At 70.1% G+C, this 13,886-nt stretch carries 11 protein-coding genes; 9 read left to right on the forward strand and 2 right to left on the reverse strand.

Going from position 1 to position 13,886, the window contains the following annotated elements; all coding sequences use genetic code 11:
- Nucleotides 1–29 precede the first annotated feature (29 nt).
- Entirely contained in the window at nt 30–821 is a 792-nt protein-coding gene (locus ACRWK8_RS00290; RefSeq protein WP_378735056.1) for a glutamate racemase, read from the reverse strand.
- 269 nt (nt 822–1,090) lie between these two features.
- On the opposite strand from ACRWK8_RS00290, the gene ACRWK8_RS00295 reads away from it, so the two are divergent.
- The 6 genes from ACRWK8_RS00295 (at nt 1,091) to ACRWK8_RS00320 (ending at nt 7,930) form a co-directional block, all read left to right on the forward strand.
- Nucleotides 1,091–2,575: an FAD-binding oxidoreductase gene (locus ACRWK8_RS00295; protein WP_431867578.1), complete on the forward strand. Its 1,485-nt coding sequence runs from the start codon at nt 1,091–1,093 to the stop codon at nt 2,573–2,575.
- Nucleotides 2,576–2,652: 77 nt separating this feature from the next.
- Nucleotides 2,653–3,939 (forward strand): class I SAM-dependent methyltransferase, encoded by a 1,287-nt coding sequence (locus ACRWK8_RS00300; protein WP_431867579.1) that lies wholly within the window; start codon nt 2,653–2,655, stop codon nt 3,937–3,939.
- Nucleotides 3,940–4,119: 180 nt separating this feature from the next.
- Nucleotides 4,120–4,605 carry a hypothetical protein gene (locus ACRWK8_RS00305; RefSeq protein ID WP_431867580.1) on the forward strand — a complete coding sequence of 162 codons (486 nt, stop codon included), beginning with the start codon at nt 4,120–4,122 and terminating at the stop codon, nt 4,603–4,605.
- A 155-nt stretch (nt 4,606–4,760) separates the two neighbouring features.
- Entirely contained in the window at nt 4,761–6,044 is a 1,284-nt protein-coding gene (locus tag ACRWK8_RS00310; RefSeq protein WP_378735048.1) for a sugar ABC transporter substrate-binding protein, read from the forward strand.
- 60 nt (nt 6,045–6,104) lie between these two features.
- On the forward strand, nt 6,105–7,004 hold the full coding sequence (locus tag ACRWK8_RS00315; protein WP_378735373.1) for a carbohydrate ABC transporter permease: 900 nt from the start codon (nt 6,105–6,107) through the stop codon (nt 7,002–7,004).
- Between the two features lie 29 nt (nt 7,005–7,033).
- Nucleotides 7,034–7,930, forward strand: coding sequence for a carbohydrate ABC transporter permease (locus tag ACRWK8_RS00320; RefSeq protein WP_378735046.1), 897 nt, complete (start codon nt 7,034–7,036; stop codon nt 7,928–7,930).
- A 72-nt stretch (nt 7,931–8,002) separates the two neighbouring features.
- On the opposite strand, the gene ACRWK8_RS00325 is transcribed toward ACRWK8_RS00320, so the two are convergent.
- The gene (locus ACRWK8_RS00325) at nt 8,003–9,583 is read right to left on the reverse strand and encodes a long-chain-fatty-acid--CoA ligase (RefSeq protein WP_431867581.1); all 1,581 of its coding nucleotides are present in this window, start codon (nt 9,581–9,583) and stop codon (nt 8,003–8,005) included.
- Nucleotides 9,584–9,861: 278 nt separating this feature from the next.
- Between ACRWK8_RS00325 and leuS the strand changes: the two genes are divergently transcribed.
- The 3 genes from leuS (at nt 9,862) to ACRWK8_RS00340 (ending at nt 13,731) form a co-directional block, all read left to right on the forward strand.
- Nucleotides 9,862–12,357: a leucine--tRNA ligase gene (gene leuS, locus ACRWK8_RS00330; RefSeq protein ID WP_431867582.1), complete on the forward strand. Its 2,496-nt coding sequence runs from the start codon at nt 9,862–9,864 to the stop codon at nt 12,355–12,357.
- A 118-nt stretch (nt 12,358–12,475) separates the two neighbouring features.
- Nucleotides 12,476–13,057: a hypothetical protein gene (locus ACRWK8_RS00335; RefSeq protein ID WP_431867583.1), complete on the forward strand. Its 582-nt coding sequence runs from the start codon at nt 12,476–12,478 to the stop codon at nt 13,055–13,057.
- Entirely contained in the window at nt 13,054–13,731 is a 678-nt protein-coding gene (locus ACRWK8_RS00340; protein WP_378735038.1) for a hypothetical protein, read from the forward strand. The genes ACRWK8_RS00335 and ACRWK8_RS00340 overlap by 4 nt, the downstream gene beginning before the upstream one ends.
- Nucleotides 13,732–13,886: the final 155 nt, after the last annotated feature.

Below are 13,886 nucleotides of genomic sequence, written 5' to 3' on the forward strand. Positions count from 1 at the left end.
CCCACTGGTGCCACCGGGGACAGGGGTGCTCAACGGGGCAGGAGTGAACGGCCCGCCGGGTAGGTGAGGGCCGCTGGGGGGAGCTCGGCCGGACGGCCACTGGCGAGCACGGTGACCCGGCCGGGACGGTCGGAGGCCGGGGCGGTCGCGTTCTCCTGACCGCTCCCCTCGGCCGCGCCCACCCTGCGCAGGGTCTGGGCGGCCACCGCCCGGGCCGCGGTGAACAGTTCCGCCCTGCCGGAGAGGGCCCGGGAGATCTCCTCGTCCACCAGGTCGTAGTGCGTGCAGCCCAGCACCACCCCCCGGACCTCCGGTGGGGTGAGGGAGGCGGCGTACGCCACGGCGGCGCCGATCCGCGCGGGGTCCGCGGACTCCACCGCCTCGGCCAGGCCCAGGCAGGCGACCGGGGTCACCGCCACGTCCCGGGCGAAGGTCACCACGAGCCGCTGCTGGTAGTCGCTGCGGGTGGTGGCCTCGGTGGACCACACCGCGATGGGGGTCCCGGCGGCGGCCGCGGGTTTGATGGCCGGGACGGTCCCGATCACCGGGACGTCCGGTTCCAGTTCGGTGCGCAGCCGGTTCAGACCGTGCACCGACGCCGTGTTGCACGGCACCACCACGGCGTCCAGGGAACCGGCCGCGTCCAGGGCGGCACGGGCCCCGGCCAGGGCCCGGTCGATCACCTGTTCCGGGGTACGGGGCCCCCACGGCATGTGGTCCGGGTCCATGGACAGGTACAGGTCGGCGTCGGGCCGTGCCGCGTGCAGGGCCGAGGCCGTGGACAGCATGCCGATACCGGAGTCAACGAGAGCGATGCGCACGGAACCGCATCCTATGCGGACCGTCCGGTAACACTCACATCACCCCAGGTGACAGCGGCGTCGTCGCCTCCGGTCCCCCCGAGCCGCCCGGCCTCCGCGCCCCCACCCGCACCCTTCGCCGCCCGAGAGTGGGTAAGACACGTACCGAAATGGGGTGGCCGTGGACCGATACCGCTAGGTAGAACTGAGGGGATCGGCCTGCCCCGGCACGCCACCACCGGTCCTGGCCGACCCAAGCTGTGCGTCGTCAACAGTCAGGGGAACCCGGTATGACTCCGAAACAGCCCGGTACGACATCCGATCCCGGCCCCCGGTCCCCACGGGGGCCGTCGGCGGGTACGGGGCTCGCGGACCACGTCGCGGCGGTCGAACGGCTGCGGAGCGACTACCGGGCCCTCCCCGAGGGCGCCCCCGTGCGGCTGGCCAAACCGACCTCCAACCTGTTCCGGTTCCGTGAGCGGTCCTCCGCCCCGGCCCTGGACGTGTCGGCCTTCTCCGGGGTCATCGCCATCGACCCCGTCGAGCGCCTGGCCGACGTCGGCGGCATGACCACCTACGAGGAACTGGTGGCGGCCACCCTCCCGCACGGCCTCATGCCCACGGTCGTGCCGCAGCTGCGCACCATCACCGTGGGCGGGGCGGTCACCGGGTTGGGGATCGAGTCCTCCTCCTTCCACAACGGCCTCCCGCACGAGGCGGTCCAGGAGATGGAGATCCTCACCGGCTCCGGCGAGGTCGTCACGGCGACCCGGGACAACGAGCACAGCGACCTGTTCCACGGCTTCCCCAACTCCTACGGCACGCTCGGGTACGCACTGCGCCTGCGGGTGGAGCTCGACCCCGTCTCCCCCTACGTGCACCTGCGCCACCTGCGGTTCCACGACTCCTCGACAGCGATGGACGCGCTCGCCCGGATCTGCGCCGACGGCTCCCACGAGGGGCGGCCCGTGGACTTCGTGGACGGGGTGGTGTTCGGCCCCGACGAGCTGTACGTGACCCTGGCCCGCTTCACCGACCACGCGCCCTGGACTAGCGACTACACCGGAAACGACGTCTACTACCGCTCGATCGCGCGCTACGCCGACCCCGAGGACGGCTCCACCGGGCCCGGCGACTACCTCACCGTGCACGACTACCTCTGGCGCTGGGACACCGACTGGTTCTGGTGCTCCCGCGCCTTCGGCACCCAGAACCGGTTCCTGCGCCCGTTCTGGCCGCGCTCCCTCAAGCGCTCCGACGTCTACCGCAGGCTGGTGGCCTGGGACCGGCGCACCGGATTCTCCCGTCTCCTGAACCACTACCGGGGCCGCCCGCGTCAGGAGCCCCTCATCCAGGACATCGAGGTGGGGGTGGAGCGCGGCGCGGAGTTCCTGGACTTCTACCACGCGGAGATCGGCATGACCCCCCTGTGGATGTGCCCGCTCCGGCTCCGTGAGCCCCGCCGCGAGGGACTCTCCGCGGACGAGCACGTCTGGCCGCTCTACCCCCTGGAGAACGACCGCCTGTACGTGAACTTCGGCTTCTGGGGGCTGGTGGACACCCGGCCCGGCCAGGGCGGGGCCCACCACAACCGCAGGGTCGAGGAGGAGGTCACCCGGCTGGGCGGCCACAAGTCCCTGTACTCGGACTCCTTCTACTCGGAGGAGGACTTCTGGGCCCTCTACAACGGCACCGACTACGAGGACCTCAAGGAGGCCTACGACCCGCGAGGCCGTCTCCTGGACCTGTACGCCAAGTGCGTACGCAACCGCTGAACCCACCGCCGAGTTGACAGCACCACCGGGCGGCGACCTGTGGGCAGGGGCCGCGTACGGAAGGGAAGGACATGAGCATGCGGCTTGCAGAGATCTTCGAGCGTGTCGTCGGACCCGACGCGCCCATCCGGTTCACCGCCTACGACGGCAGCTCGGCGGGGGACCCGGACAGCGAGGTCACGGTGAACGTGCGGACCCCGGTGGCCGTCAACTACCTGGCCCAGTCGCCCAACGCGGTGGGGCTGACACGTGCCTACGTCTCCGGCCACCTGGAGCTGGAGGGCGACATGTACACCGCGCTGAGACACATGGCGGACTTCACCTTCGCGGAGGGCGTCAACGTGACCCCCCGGGACCTCCTCGCCATCGTGGGCTCGGTGGGGTGGGTGAAGTTCGTGAACAGGGTACCGCCGCCGCCCCAGGAGATGCGGAGGGGCACCCTGCTCGGGCGGGGGATTCGGCACTCCAAGAAGCGCGACGCCGAGGTCATCCACCACCACTACGACGTCTCCAACGAGTTCTACGAGACGGTCCTCGGCCCGTCGATGACCTACACCTGTGCGGTCTTCGACGAGGAGGACGGCGCCCTGGACCGGGTGGGCGACTTCGACGGGGCCCTGGAGAGCGCGCAGTTCCGCAAGTACGACCTGGTCTCGCGCAAGCTGGGCCTGGAGAAGGGCATGCGGCTGCTCGACGTCGGCTGCGGATGGGGCGGCATGGTGCGCCACGCCGCTCGTGAGCACGGGGTCAGGGCGGTCGGCGTGACCCTGTCCAAGGAACAGGCCGAGTGGGGCGCGAAGAGGATCGCTCAGGAGGGCCTGACCGGGCTGGCCGAGATCCGGCACATGGACTACCGGGACGTCCCGGACGGCAGCTTCGACCGGATCAGCTCGATCGGGCTGACCGAGCACATCGGGGCCCGGAACCTGGACCCCTACTTCGCATCGCTCAACGCCAAGCTGGTGCCCGGCGGTCGGCTGTTGAACCACTGCATCACCCGTCCCAGCAACAACCTCAAGCCCATGAACACCAAGGGCGTCATCAACAGGTACGTCTTCCCCGACGGCGAGCTGGAGGGCCCCGGGCAGATCCAGACCGCCATGAACGACGCCGGCTTCGAGATCCGTCACCAGGAGAACCTGCGCGAGCACTACGCGCTGACCCTGCGCCACTGGGGCGCCAACCTGGAGCGCGACTGGGACCGGGCCGTCGCCGAGGTGGGGGAGGGCACCGCCCGCGTGTGGCGCCTCTACATGGCCGGGTGCGTCCTGGGCTTCGAGCGGAACGTCGTGCAGCTCCACCAGATCCTGGGGGTCAAGCTCGACGGCACCGACGCGCACATGCCGCTGCGGCCGAACTTCTGACCGAGCCCACGTCGGCCCACCACGGCCGTCCACCGGGATCGCCGCTCCATGGGCCGTCCCGGGCGGGGGCGTTCGCGTTGCGCGGACACCCCCGCACCCAGCCTCCGCCTGCGCCATGGAACGGCGTCGACGCGGCATCATGGAGCCGTCAGATCCAGCAGCCGTGAAGGGACCCACACCGTGTCCTCCGACGACAACGCGCCCCAGGGCGCCCCGACACCCGACCACGACCTGCCGGAGCACGTCAGGGAGACCGCGATCGCGCTGATCAGCGCCTACGCGGACCACAACCGCGAGGAGCTGGACCGGGTCATCCCCCGGGCGGCGGACGACGTCGAGGACGTCCTGTCCGAGCTCAGGGTGATCGCGGCCTTCCTCGGCCGCCGCGTCCAGGAGACCGGAGTCGTGTGGAAACCCGCCGACTCGCGGGAGGCGGTGGCGCGCACCGTCGCGGAGATGCTCCCGCCGGAGCTGGAGTTCGCCGTGTCCACCGCGTGGGAGGCCCACTCGATCGGTGAGGAGGAGACGGCCGAGCGCCTCGCGCAGGGCGACCGCATGGTGTTCGCCCACATGCTCGCCGCCTTCTGCGCGGCGGTCGGGCTCGCCGTCTACAAACGCGCCGAACTCGTCTCGACCCTGCGCCAGGTGACCGGTCTCAGCGACTGACGGCGACCCGCACGACCGGGAGGAAACACCGGCCGGAACCGCCTGCCTAACAGGTCAGACACAAGTCGCAGTGGTTTACTTCACAAGATGTCGTTCTTTACGTAGGTTTCCTACCAACCCTCAGGGGACCCTCGAAAGAAACGGGAGGCGAGCCGATGGCCCGCAGACGAGTACACGAGTACGTCACCCTTCCCGCGGCCACACTGACCCTGGTGCTCGCGGCGACGGCCTGCGGGGGCGGTGGCGGCGGCGGGGACACCGACTCCCTCCAGGTGTGGATCATGGAGGGAACCAACCCGGACGCCAGCGCCTTCTTCGACGCGGTCAACGAGACCTACACCGAGCAGACCGGGATCGACGTCGAGGTCGAGTTCGTGCCCTGGGCCGACGCCCAGAACAAGATCTCCACGGCCATCGCGGGTGGCACCGTGCCCGACGTCGTCGAGCTGGGCACCACCTTCACTCCGGAGTTCGCCGACGCCGGGGCCCTGCACGACCTGTCGGGGTACGTCGACGACCCCTCCCGGTTCCAGCAGGAGATGTACTCGATGGGCGTCGTGGACGACGCCGCGTACGGGGTGCCCTGGTACGCGTCGATCCGCTCGATCATCTACCGCAAGGACATCTTCGAGGAGCACGGCCACGAGGAGCCGACCAGCTGGGAGGAGCTGCGCGAGACCGCCACGGAGCTCGCCGAGGCCGAGGACGGCATGATCGGCTTCCCGGTGCCCGGCCAGGCCCAGTACTCGGTCATGCCGTGGGTGTGGGGCGGCGGCGGTGAGGTCGCGGTCCAGGAGTCCGACGGCACCTGGACCTCCACGATCAACTCCCCGGAGGGTCGCGCGGGGGTCGAGTTCTTCACCAACCTCTCCCTGGAGGACGGCCTGTCCACCACGGGCGCGGTCAACTGGAACGAGATCGACGTCATGGAGTCCCTCGCTGACGAGGACGCCGTCATGGCCATCTCCAACAGCTCCAACCCCAAGGCCATCATCGAGTCCAACCCCGACCTGGAGGGCAAGCTCGGCGCGTTCGTGCTTCCCGGCCAGGAGGAGGGCTACATGGACTCCTTCGCCGGTGGCTCCCTGCTGTCGGTGTTCGAGGGGACCGGCAACGAGGAGGCCGGTTGGGAGTACGTCGACCTCCTCACCCAGGGTGAGTACTTCGACCGCTGGGGCGAGGAGAGCGGCTTCTTCCCGGCCGGTGTCGCGGAGATCGAGGCCTACGCCGAGTCCGGTGACCCGCTGGTCGAACCGTTCGCCGTCCAGCTCCTGGAAGCGGGCAAGAGCACCCCGGCCGTCCCCGCCTGGTCGCAGGTGGAGGCCGAGGGGATCATCGTCGGCATGCAGCAGGACATCCTCAACGGCGAAGCGACCGTGGAGGAGGCCACCGACCGCGCCGCCGAGTCCATCGAGACCATCCTCAACGAGGGAAACTAGTTGCCACCCGCCACACCGGTCCGGCCGCCCGACGGCCGCCGACGCGCGCCGCTCCTGGGTATGAGGGGGCGGCGCGCCCTCCTGCCCTGGGCCCTGCTGGTGCCCCCGCTCGGGGTCATCGGCGTACTGCTGCTGTTCCCCATCGGCCGGATCGTGTGGCTGTCCTTCCGGGATTTCAAGCTGCGCAACCTGGTCTCGGGGGACTCGGACTTCGTCGGGCTGGGCAACTACGTCAGCCTGCTCACCGACCCGTACCTGTGGCGCGTCGTCCTGGTCAACACGGTCGTGTTCGCCGTGGTCGCGGTGGTCACGACCGTCGTGCTGGGCACGCTCGTCGCCCTGCTGCTGGCCAACCTGAAGCCCGTGACGCGGGTCGTCGTGGTCTCCTGCGTGATGGTGGCCTGGGCGATGCCCGCCGTCAGCGGCACCTACGTGTGGATCTGGATCTTCGACGTGGACCAGGGGGTCGTGGCGCAGGCCCTGAAATCCCTGGGCCTGATCGAACCCTCCGGCTACAACTGGTTCGCCGACCGCTTCTGGTTCTACGCGATCGTGACGCTCAACATCGTGCACAGCGGGTTCCCGTTCGTGGCGGTCACGGTCCTGGCCGGGCTGCTCACCGTCCCCAAGGAACTGCACGAGGCGGCCCGGATCGACGGCGCCGGCGCGTGGAAGCGCTTCTGGCACGTCACCTTCCCGACGCTGCGTCCGGTGTTCGCGGTGGTGACTGTGCTCTCCACCATCTGGGACTTCAAGGTGTTCGCGCAGATCTACCTGATGCCCGGGGGTGACGTCGGCGGCTCCCAGATGCTCAACCTGGGTGTGTGGGCCTACGTGCGGTCCTTCGGGCAGAACGACTTCGGCATGGGTTCGGCCATCGCGGCCCTGCTCACGCTGCTCCTGCTGGGGATCACCGTCGTCTACCTGCGCGCGCTGTTCCGGGAAGAGGAGCTGAGATGACGCGAATCCCGCCCGGACGAGGAGGTCCCTTGGAGACGCACACCCCCGACACGTCCTCCGGAGCGTGGGAGGCACGGGTCCGGGCCTCCCGGCGCCGGGGCGGCACGCTCCGGGTCTGGCGCACGGTCGGCAAGGCCGCCGGGGTGAGCGTGCTCCTGTTCTTCACGCTGTTCCCGGTCTACTTCATGCTGATGAGCGCGTTCTCGGACAGCACGACCTCTGGGACCGGTGCGCTGCTGCCGACCTCGTTCACGCTCGACAACTTCGTGTACGTCATGACCGAGGGCAACTTCGGCCGGTACCTGCGCAACTCGCTGACCGTCGCCGGGATCACCGTGGCCTTCGCCTGCGTGCTGTCGATGCTGGCGGCCGTGGCGGTGGCGCGTTTCCGCTTCCGGTTCCGCACCGCCGTGCTGGTGATGATCCTGATCGTGCAGATGGTGCCCCTGGAGGCGCTGGTCATCCCGCTGTTCATCCAGGTGCGCGACCTCCAGATGCTCAACACGGTGATCGGGCTGAGCATCGTCTACGTGGCGCTGTCCCTGCCCCTGGCGGTGTGGATGATGCGCGGCTTCGTGGCGGCGGTCCCCAAGGAGGTGGAGGAGGCCGCCTACATCGACGGCGCGACCTGGCCGCAGATGTTCTGGAAGGTGCTGTTCCCGCTGGTGGCCCCGGGGCTGGTGGCCACGGCGATCTTCTCGTTCATCGTCGCCTGGAACGAGTTCGTGCTGGCGTTCACCTTCATGACGCAGAGCACGAACTACACGGTCGCCGTGGGCCTGCGCCAGTTCTTCGGCCAGTACGCCAACGACTGGGGCCACGTGATGGCGGCCTCGACGATCATCACCATTCCGGTGATGGTGTTCTTCATCCTCGTCCAGCGATGGATGGTCTCCGGCCTGGTCCAGGGTGCCGTCAAGGGCTAACCGCGAGGACCGCGGAGGATGGTCGCCCCGTGAGGGCGCGGTGCCCCGGTCGGACGACCGGGGCACCGTCTCCTAGGCGTCGCGCAGTTCGCGCTTGAGGATCTTGCCGGTGGAGGTCATCGGCAGCTCCGTGCGAAACTCGACGTGGCGCGGGTACTTGTACGCGGCCAGCCGCTCGCGGGCGAACGCGACCAGGTCCTCGACGGAGGTCTCGGCGCCCTCCTGGAGGATCACGAACGCCTTGACCTCCTCCCCGTGGCTCTCGTGCGGCACGCCCACCACGGCGGCCAGGCTGACCGCCGGGTGGGTCATCAGCACCTCCTCGACCTCGCGGGGGTACACGTTGAAGCCGCCACGGATGATCATGTCCTTGGAACGGTCGATGATGAAGTAGAAGCCGTCCCCGTCGCGGCGGGCGATGTCCCCGGTGCGGAACCACCCGTCCCTGATCACCTCGGCGTTCACCTCGGGGCGGTGGTGATAGCCCTTCATCACCAGGTGTCCCCGGACCGCGATCTCCCCGACCGGGTCCCGGTCACCCTCCCCGACCACCTCGTTCCACTCGGGGTCGATCAGCTTCATCTCCACACCCCAGACCGGGCGGCCGATGGAGCCGGTCTTGGCGCCGGTGGCGGGGTTGTTGAAGGAGGCCACGGGGGAGGTCTCGGACAGGCCGTAGCCCTCCTTGATGCCCACGCCGAAGAGCTTGGTGAAGTCCTCGGCCAGCTGACCGGGCAGGGCCGAACCACCGGAGACGGCGTCGACCACGTTCGCGGCGATGCCCTCCAGGTCGTACCGGCCGAGCTCGGCGTTCCGGGCGGCGTTGAGCAGACCCCAGTACATGGTGGGGACCCCGGCGAACCCGGTGACGCCCTCCTTCTGCATGAGCTCCAGCGCCTGGTCCCCGTCGAAGCGCGGCATGAGGACCATGGTGCCGTGGCGGTACAGCGACGCGTTCAGCATCACGGTCTGGCCGAAGATGTGGAAGAGGGGAAGGACGGTCAGGGACACGTCGCGTCCGTCGGGGTGCGCGTTGACCAGGCTGGACGCGACCACCGCGTTCATCATCAGGTTGTGGTGGCTCAGTTCGGCGCCCTTGGGCTTGCCGGTGGTGCCGCTCGTGTAGATGATGACGGCCGTGTCGTCGGCCCCGGACTGCACGGTCTCGAACGTGCCCGGCTGTCCGGCCAACGCCGCCCAGATCGTGTCGGTGCCCTCGATGGTGGACTCGGTGGCCCCGGCGGTGGCGGGCATGTCCACGAAGATCTCGCAGCCCTCCACCTGGTTGAACGCCTCGAAGGAGCGTTGGCCCAGCGGGAGCTCGGGGCTTCCGGTGAAGGCGAAGAGCGCCCTGGCGCCGGAGTCCTCCAGGTGGTAGGCGATCTCACGTGGGGTGAGCAGGACGTTCAGGGGGACGACCACGGCGCCCGCCTTCAGCGCGCCGAAGTACACGAACGGGAAGTACGGAAGGTTGGGGCTGGCCAGCGCCACCCGGTCACCCGGACGGACACCCCGGGAGACGAGCAGGTTGGCCACCTGGTTGGCGATCATGTCGGTGATCGCGTAGTTGAGCCGGGTGTCACCGAAGACCAGGCACTCCTTCTCGGGCGCGGAACGGGCGCCGTCCTCCAGGAGAGCGGACAGGTTGAACATGGGGGCCTCCGCAGACAAGTGAATCCGGACCGGTGAGACGAGAGACAGGGTGTGACCTGAATCGCGTGTTCTGCGCCACTTTGACGGCAGAGTAACAAACCGAGCGGTCGGTGTGGAGGGGCCGAGGGTCCGAAAGACCACCGGTGTCGCGATCACCCTCCGTGAGGACGCCCAGGTTCGAGGTGCGTCCCGGATGGCGGAAATCCGGTCTTCGGCCGGGTACCGCAGCCGCTAACCTGAAGGCAACACACCCAGAACCGGCTAAGGAACACTCAGCGATGACAGCGGTAGACGGCGACCAGACGACGGGCGACACCTACGACGCCCGCGCCCTCCAGGACAAGTGGCAGGCGCGCTGGGCCGCCGAGCTTCCGTTCGAGGCCACCATGGACCCGGGCGACACGCGCCCCCGCTCCTACATCGTCGACATGTTCTCCTACCCCTCCGGTGACCTGCACATGGGCCACGCGGAGGCCTACGCCATCGGTGACGTGATCGGCCGCTACCGCTTCCAGCGCGGCGACAACGTCCTGCACCCGGTCGGCTGGGACTCCTTCGGCCTGCCCGCCGAGAACGCGGCCATCAAGAACAACGACCACCCCTACAAGTGGACGTACGCCAACATCGAGACCCAGGCCTCCTCGATGCGCCGCTACGGCCTGGCCCTGGACTGGTCGCACCGCCTGCACACCAGTGACCCCGAGTACTACAAGTGGAACCAGTGGCTGTTCACCCGCTTCTTCGAGCGGGGGCTGGCCTACCGCAAGGACGGCCTGGTCAACTGGTGTCCGCAGGACCAGACCGTGCTCGCCAACGAGCAGGTCGTACAGGGAAGGTGCGAGCGCTGCGGCGCCGACGTCGAGCGCCGCGCCCTCAACCAGTGGTACTTCAAGATCACGGACTACGCCCAGCGCCTGCTGGACGACATGGACCAGCTGGACAACGGCCGCTGGCCGGACGAGATCCTGGCCATGCAGCGCAACTGGATCGGCCGCTCCAGCGGCGCCGACGTGCACTTCGAGATCGAGGGCCGCGACGAGCCGGTCACCGTCTACACGACCCGCCCGGACACCCTGTACGGCGCCACCTTCTTCGTGGTGGCGGCCGACGCCGACCTGGCCGAGGACCTGTGCGCGCCCGAGCAGCGCGAGGCCTTCGAGGCCTACCGCGCGGACGTCGCCAAGCTCTCCGACATCGAGCGCCAGACCACCGAGCGCCCCAAGACCGGCGTGTTCCTGGGCCGCCACGCGATCAACCCGGTCAACGGCGAGCGCATGCCCGTCTGGGCCGCCGACTACGTGCTGGCCGGATACGGCCACGGCGCGATCATGGCGGTCCCCGCGCACGACCAGCGCGACCTGGACTTCGCCCTCGCGTTCGACCTGCCCGTGCGGGTCGTGGTCGAGACCGGCGAGGCCGACCCCGCCGAGACCGGCGTGGCCACCGCCGGTGAGGGCGTGCTGCGCGACTCCGGCCCGCTGGACGGCCTGACGAAGACCGACGCCATCGAGCGCATCATCGGCATCATGCGCGAGCGCGGCACCGGCGACGCCACGGTCAACTACCGCCTGCGCGACTGGCTGCTGTCCCGCCAGCGCTACTGGGGCACCCCGATCCCGATCATCCACTGCCCCTCGTGCGGTGAGGTGGCCGTCCCCGACGAGCAGCTGCCGGTCACGCTGCCCGACCTCCAGGGCGCCGAGCTGGCCCCCAAGGGCATCTCCCCGCTGGCCGCCGCCAAGGAGTGGCTGCACGTGGACTGCCCGTCCTGCGGCGGTCCGGCCGAGCGCGACACGGACACCATGGACACCTTCGTGGACTCGTCCTGGTACTTCCTGCGCTACGTCTCCTCGCACCTGGACACGGCCCCCTTCGACACCGACGAGGTCAACAAGTGGGGCCCCGTCGACCACTACATCGGCGGCAAGGAGCACGCGACGCTGCACCTGATGTACGCGCGCTTCTTCACCAAGGTCCTGTACGACATGGGCATGCTCGACTTCACCGAGCCCTTCCGCCGCCTCACCAACCAGGGCCAGGTCATCAACGAGGGCCGGGCGATGTCTAAGTCGCTGGGCAACGGTGTCGACCTGGGCAAGGAGATCGACGCCTACGGTGTGGACGCGGTCCGGCTGACCATGCTCTTCGCCTCCCCGCCCGAGGAGGACGTCGACTGGGCGGACGTGTCCGTGGTCGCCGCGCAGAAGTTCCTCAACCGCGCCTACCGCGTGATGAGCGAGGCCGGAGCGGCCAGCGTCCCCGGCGCCGACCCGGCCACCGGCGACACCGACCTGCGCCGCTTCACGCACCGCTCCATCGAGCAGATCACGGCGCTGGTCGAGGACAAGCGGTTCAACGTCGCCATCGCCCGCTGCATGGAGCTGGTGTCGGCCGCCCGCAAGGCGATCGACTCGGGCCCCGGCGCCGCCGACCCGGCCGTGCGCGAGGCGGCCGAGTTCGTGGCCGTCGCCCTGTCCCTGTTCGCGCCCTACATCGCGGAGGAGGGCTGGGAGAAGCTGGGCCACAGCGGCTCGGTGGCCGTCGGCAACTGGCCCGAGGCCGACCCGGCGCTGGTGGTCCAGGAGTCCGTCATCTGCGTGGTGCAGGTGCAGAGCAAGGTTCGCGACAAGTTGTCGGTGTCCCCCGACATCGACCCCGCCGAGCTGGAGCGCCTGGCGCTGGCCTCGGAGAAGGCCCAGGGCTTCATCGGTGACAAGACCGTGCGCAAGGTGATCGTCCGCGCGCCCAAGCTGGTGAACATCGTCGTCGGTTGATCCGTCGCGCGGGGCGGTGGTCGCGGTGGCGACCACCGCCCTCTACCTTGAGCGTGACAACTGATTGGGAGGCGGTGGCCGGGTGGGCTCTGCGACGGGTGCTGGACCACGACCCTGGGTGCGGGCGGCGATCGTGGTGACGGGCGCGGTGGTGGTCTCCGCGGCCGCCGTCGGAGGCGGCCTCTGGATCGCCGGGGGCGACCCGGACCAGCCCGGGGGCGGTGACGCCTACACCGCCGCGCCCCCGTGCGGAGTGGTCCCCGAGCACGCGGTCGCCCAGGCGCTGCCCGGGGCGGTCCTGGAGTCGGACGACGGCGGCCCCCTGGCGGGCGGTGACAGCACCGCGTGCGTGTGGACCACGGCCGGGCTCGGGGGTGACCAGCAGGGGGTCCTGAGGGTGGACCTGACCGCGCGCTTCACCGACGCCTCCGCCGAGCCGACCGTGACCGGTGACGCGTCCGCCGCCCTGGCCCAGGCCGCGCTCGTGCCCCCGCGCGGCGCGTCCGTGGTTCTGGGGTCGGGAGCCGAGGCCGAGGTCTGGCGCGGCCAGGTCCCCGGCACCGCAGAGCTCGCCTTCCACACCGACAACCTGCTGGTCCGCGTCTCCTACACCGCCGTGGACGAGGACGACCCGGTGGCCTTCGACCGTGCCGAGGAGACCATCGTGGCCTTCGCCGACCAGCTGGGGGAGGCCCTGTGACCGGCCCGTATCCCGAACCCCGGCACTTCGGTCAGCCGGAGGACCCCGGTGCCGCACCGCCGCAGAGCCGGGGCCTGGCCGTCACCCTGCTCGTCGTCCTGATCGTGGCCGTGCTGGCTCTCGCGGGCTGGCTCGCCTGGTACCTGCTGGGCAACGGCGTGGAAGAGGGCGAGTTCGAGGCCGCGCCCGAGTGCGGGGTCGGCGAGACCGAGGCCCTGGCGGAACTCGTGCCGGGCTACGAGAGCGAGATCGAGGAGACCGTCGGCACCGCCCAGGACGCCTTCGGGACCGGTTGGCAGTGCCGTTGGGCCACCCCCGAGGGTGCGGGCGAGTCCGTGCCCTCCGCCGCCACCCTGGTCATGGTCGCCGCCCCGGTCGAGGGCGGCCAGGAGACCGCCGCCGACACCCTGCGCTCCACGGCGGGAGGGAACGACGCCCAGCCGGTGGACGGCCTGGGCGACGAGGCCCTCACGTGGGTGGAGGAGGGCGCGTTCGAGGTGGGTTGTGTGGGCGTGCGGGTCTCCAACCTGTACGTCGAGTCCTGCTACACCGCCGCCACCGACTACGACGCGGTGGGGTCCGTGGACGGGGCGGTCGCGGCCGAGGACGCCGAAGTCCTCGCCCGTGCCGTCGTCGAGCGGCTGCCCGCCTCCGGGGACGACCAGGACGACTAGGGCGTGTTCCGCGGATGCTCCCGCCGGTGGCGGCGGAGCGGCCGTCGACGCGCGAGGCGGCCCGGCGTCGTCGCGGTCGCGGAACGCTCCGGCGGCCGGGACTTCCTCGCGGGCGTCCCCGCCCGGGTGATCCGGGCGATCGACCGAGTCCGGCC

The organism is Nocardiopsis eucommiae (genome assembly GCF_965344335.1).
Taxonomy (GTDB): Bacteria; Actinomycetota; Actinomycetes; order Streptosporangiales; family Streptosporangiaceae; genus Nocardiopsis; species Nocardiopsis eucommiae.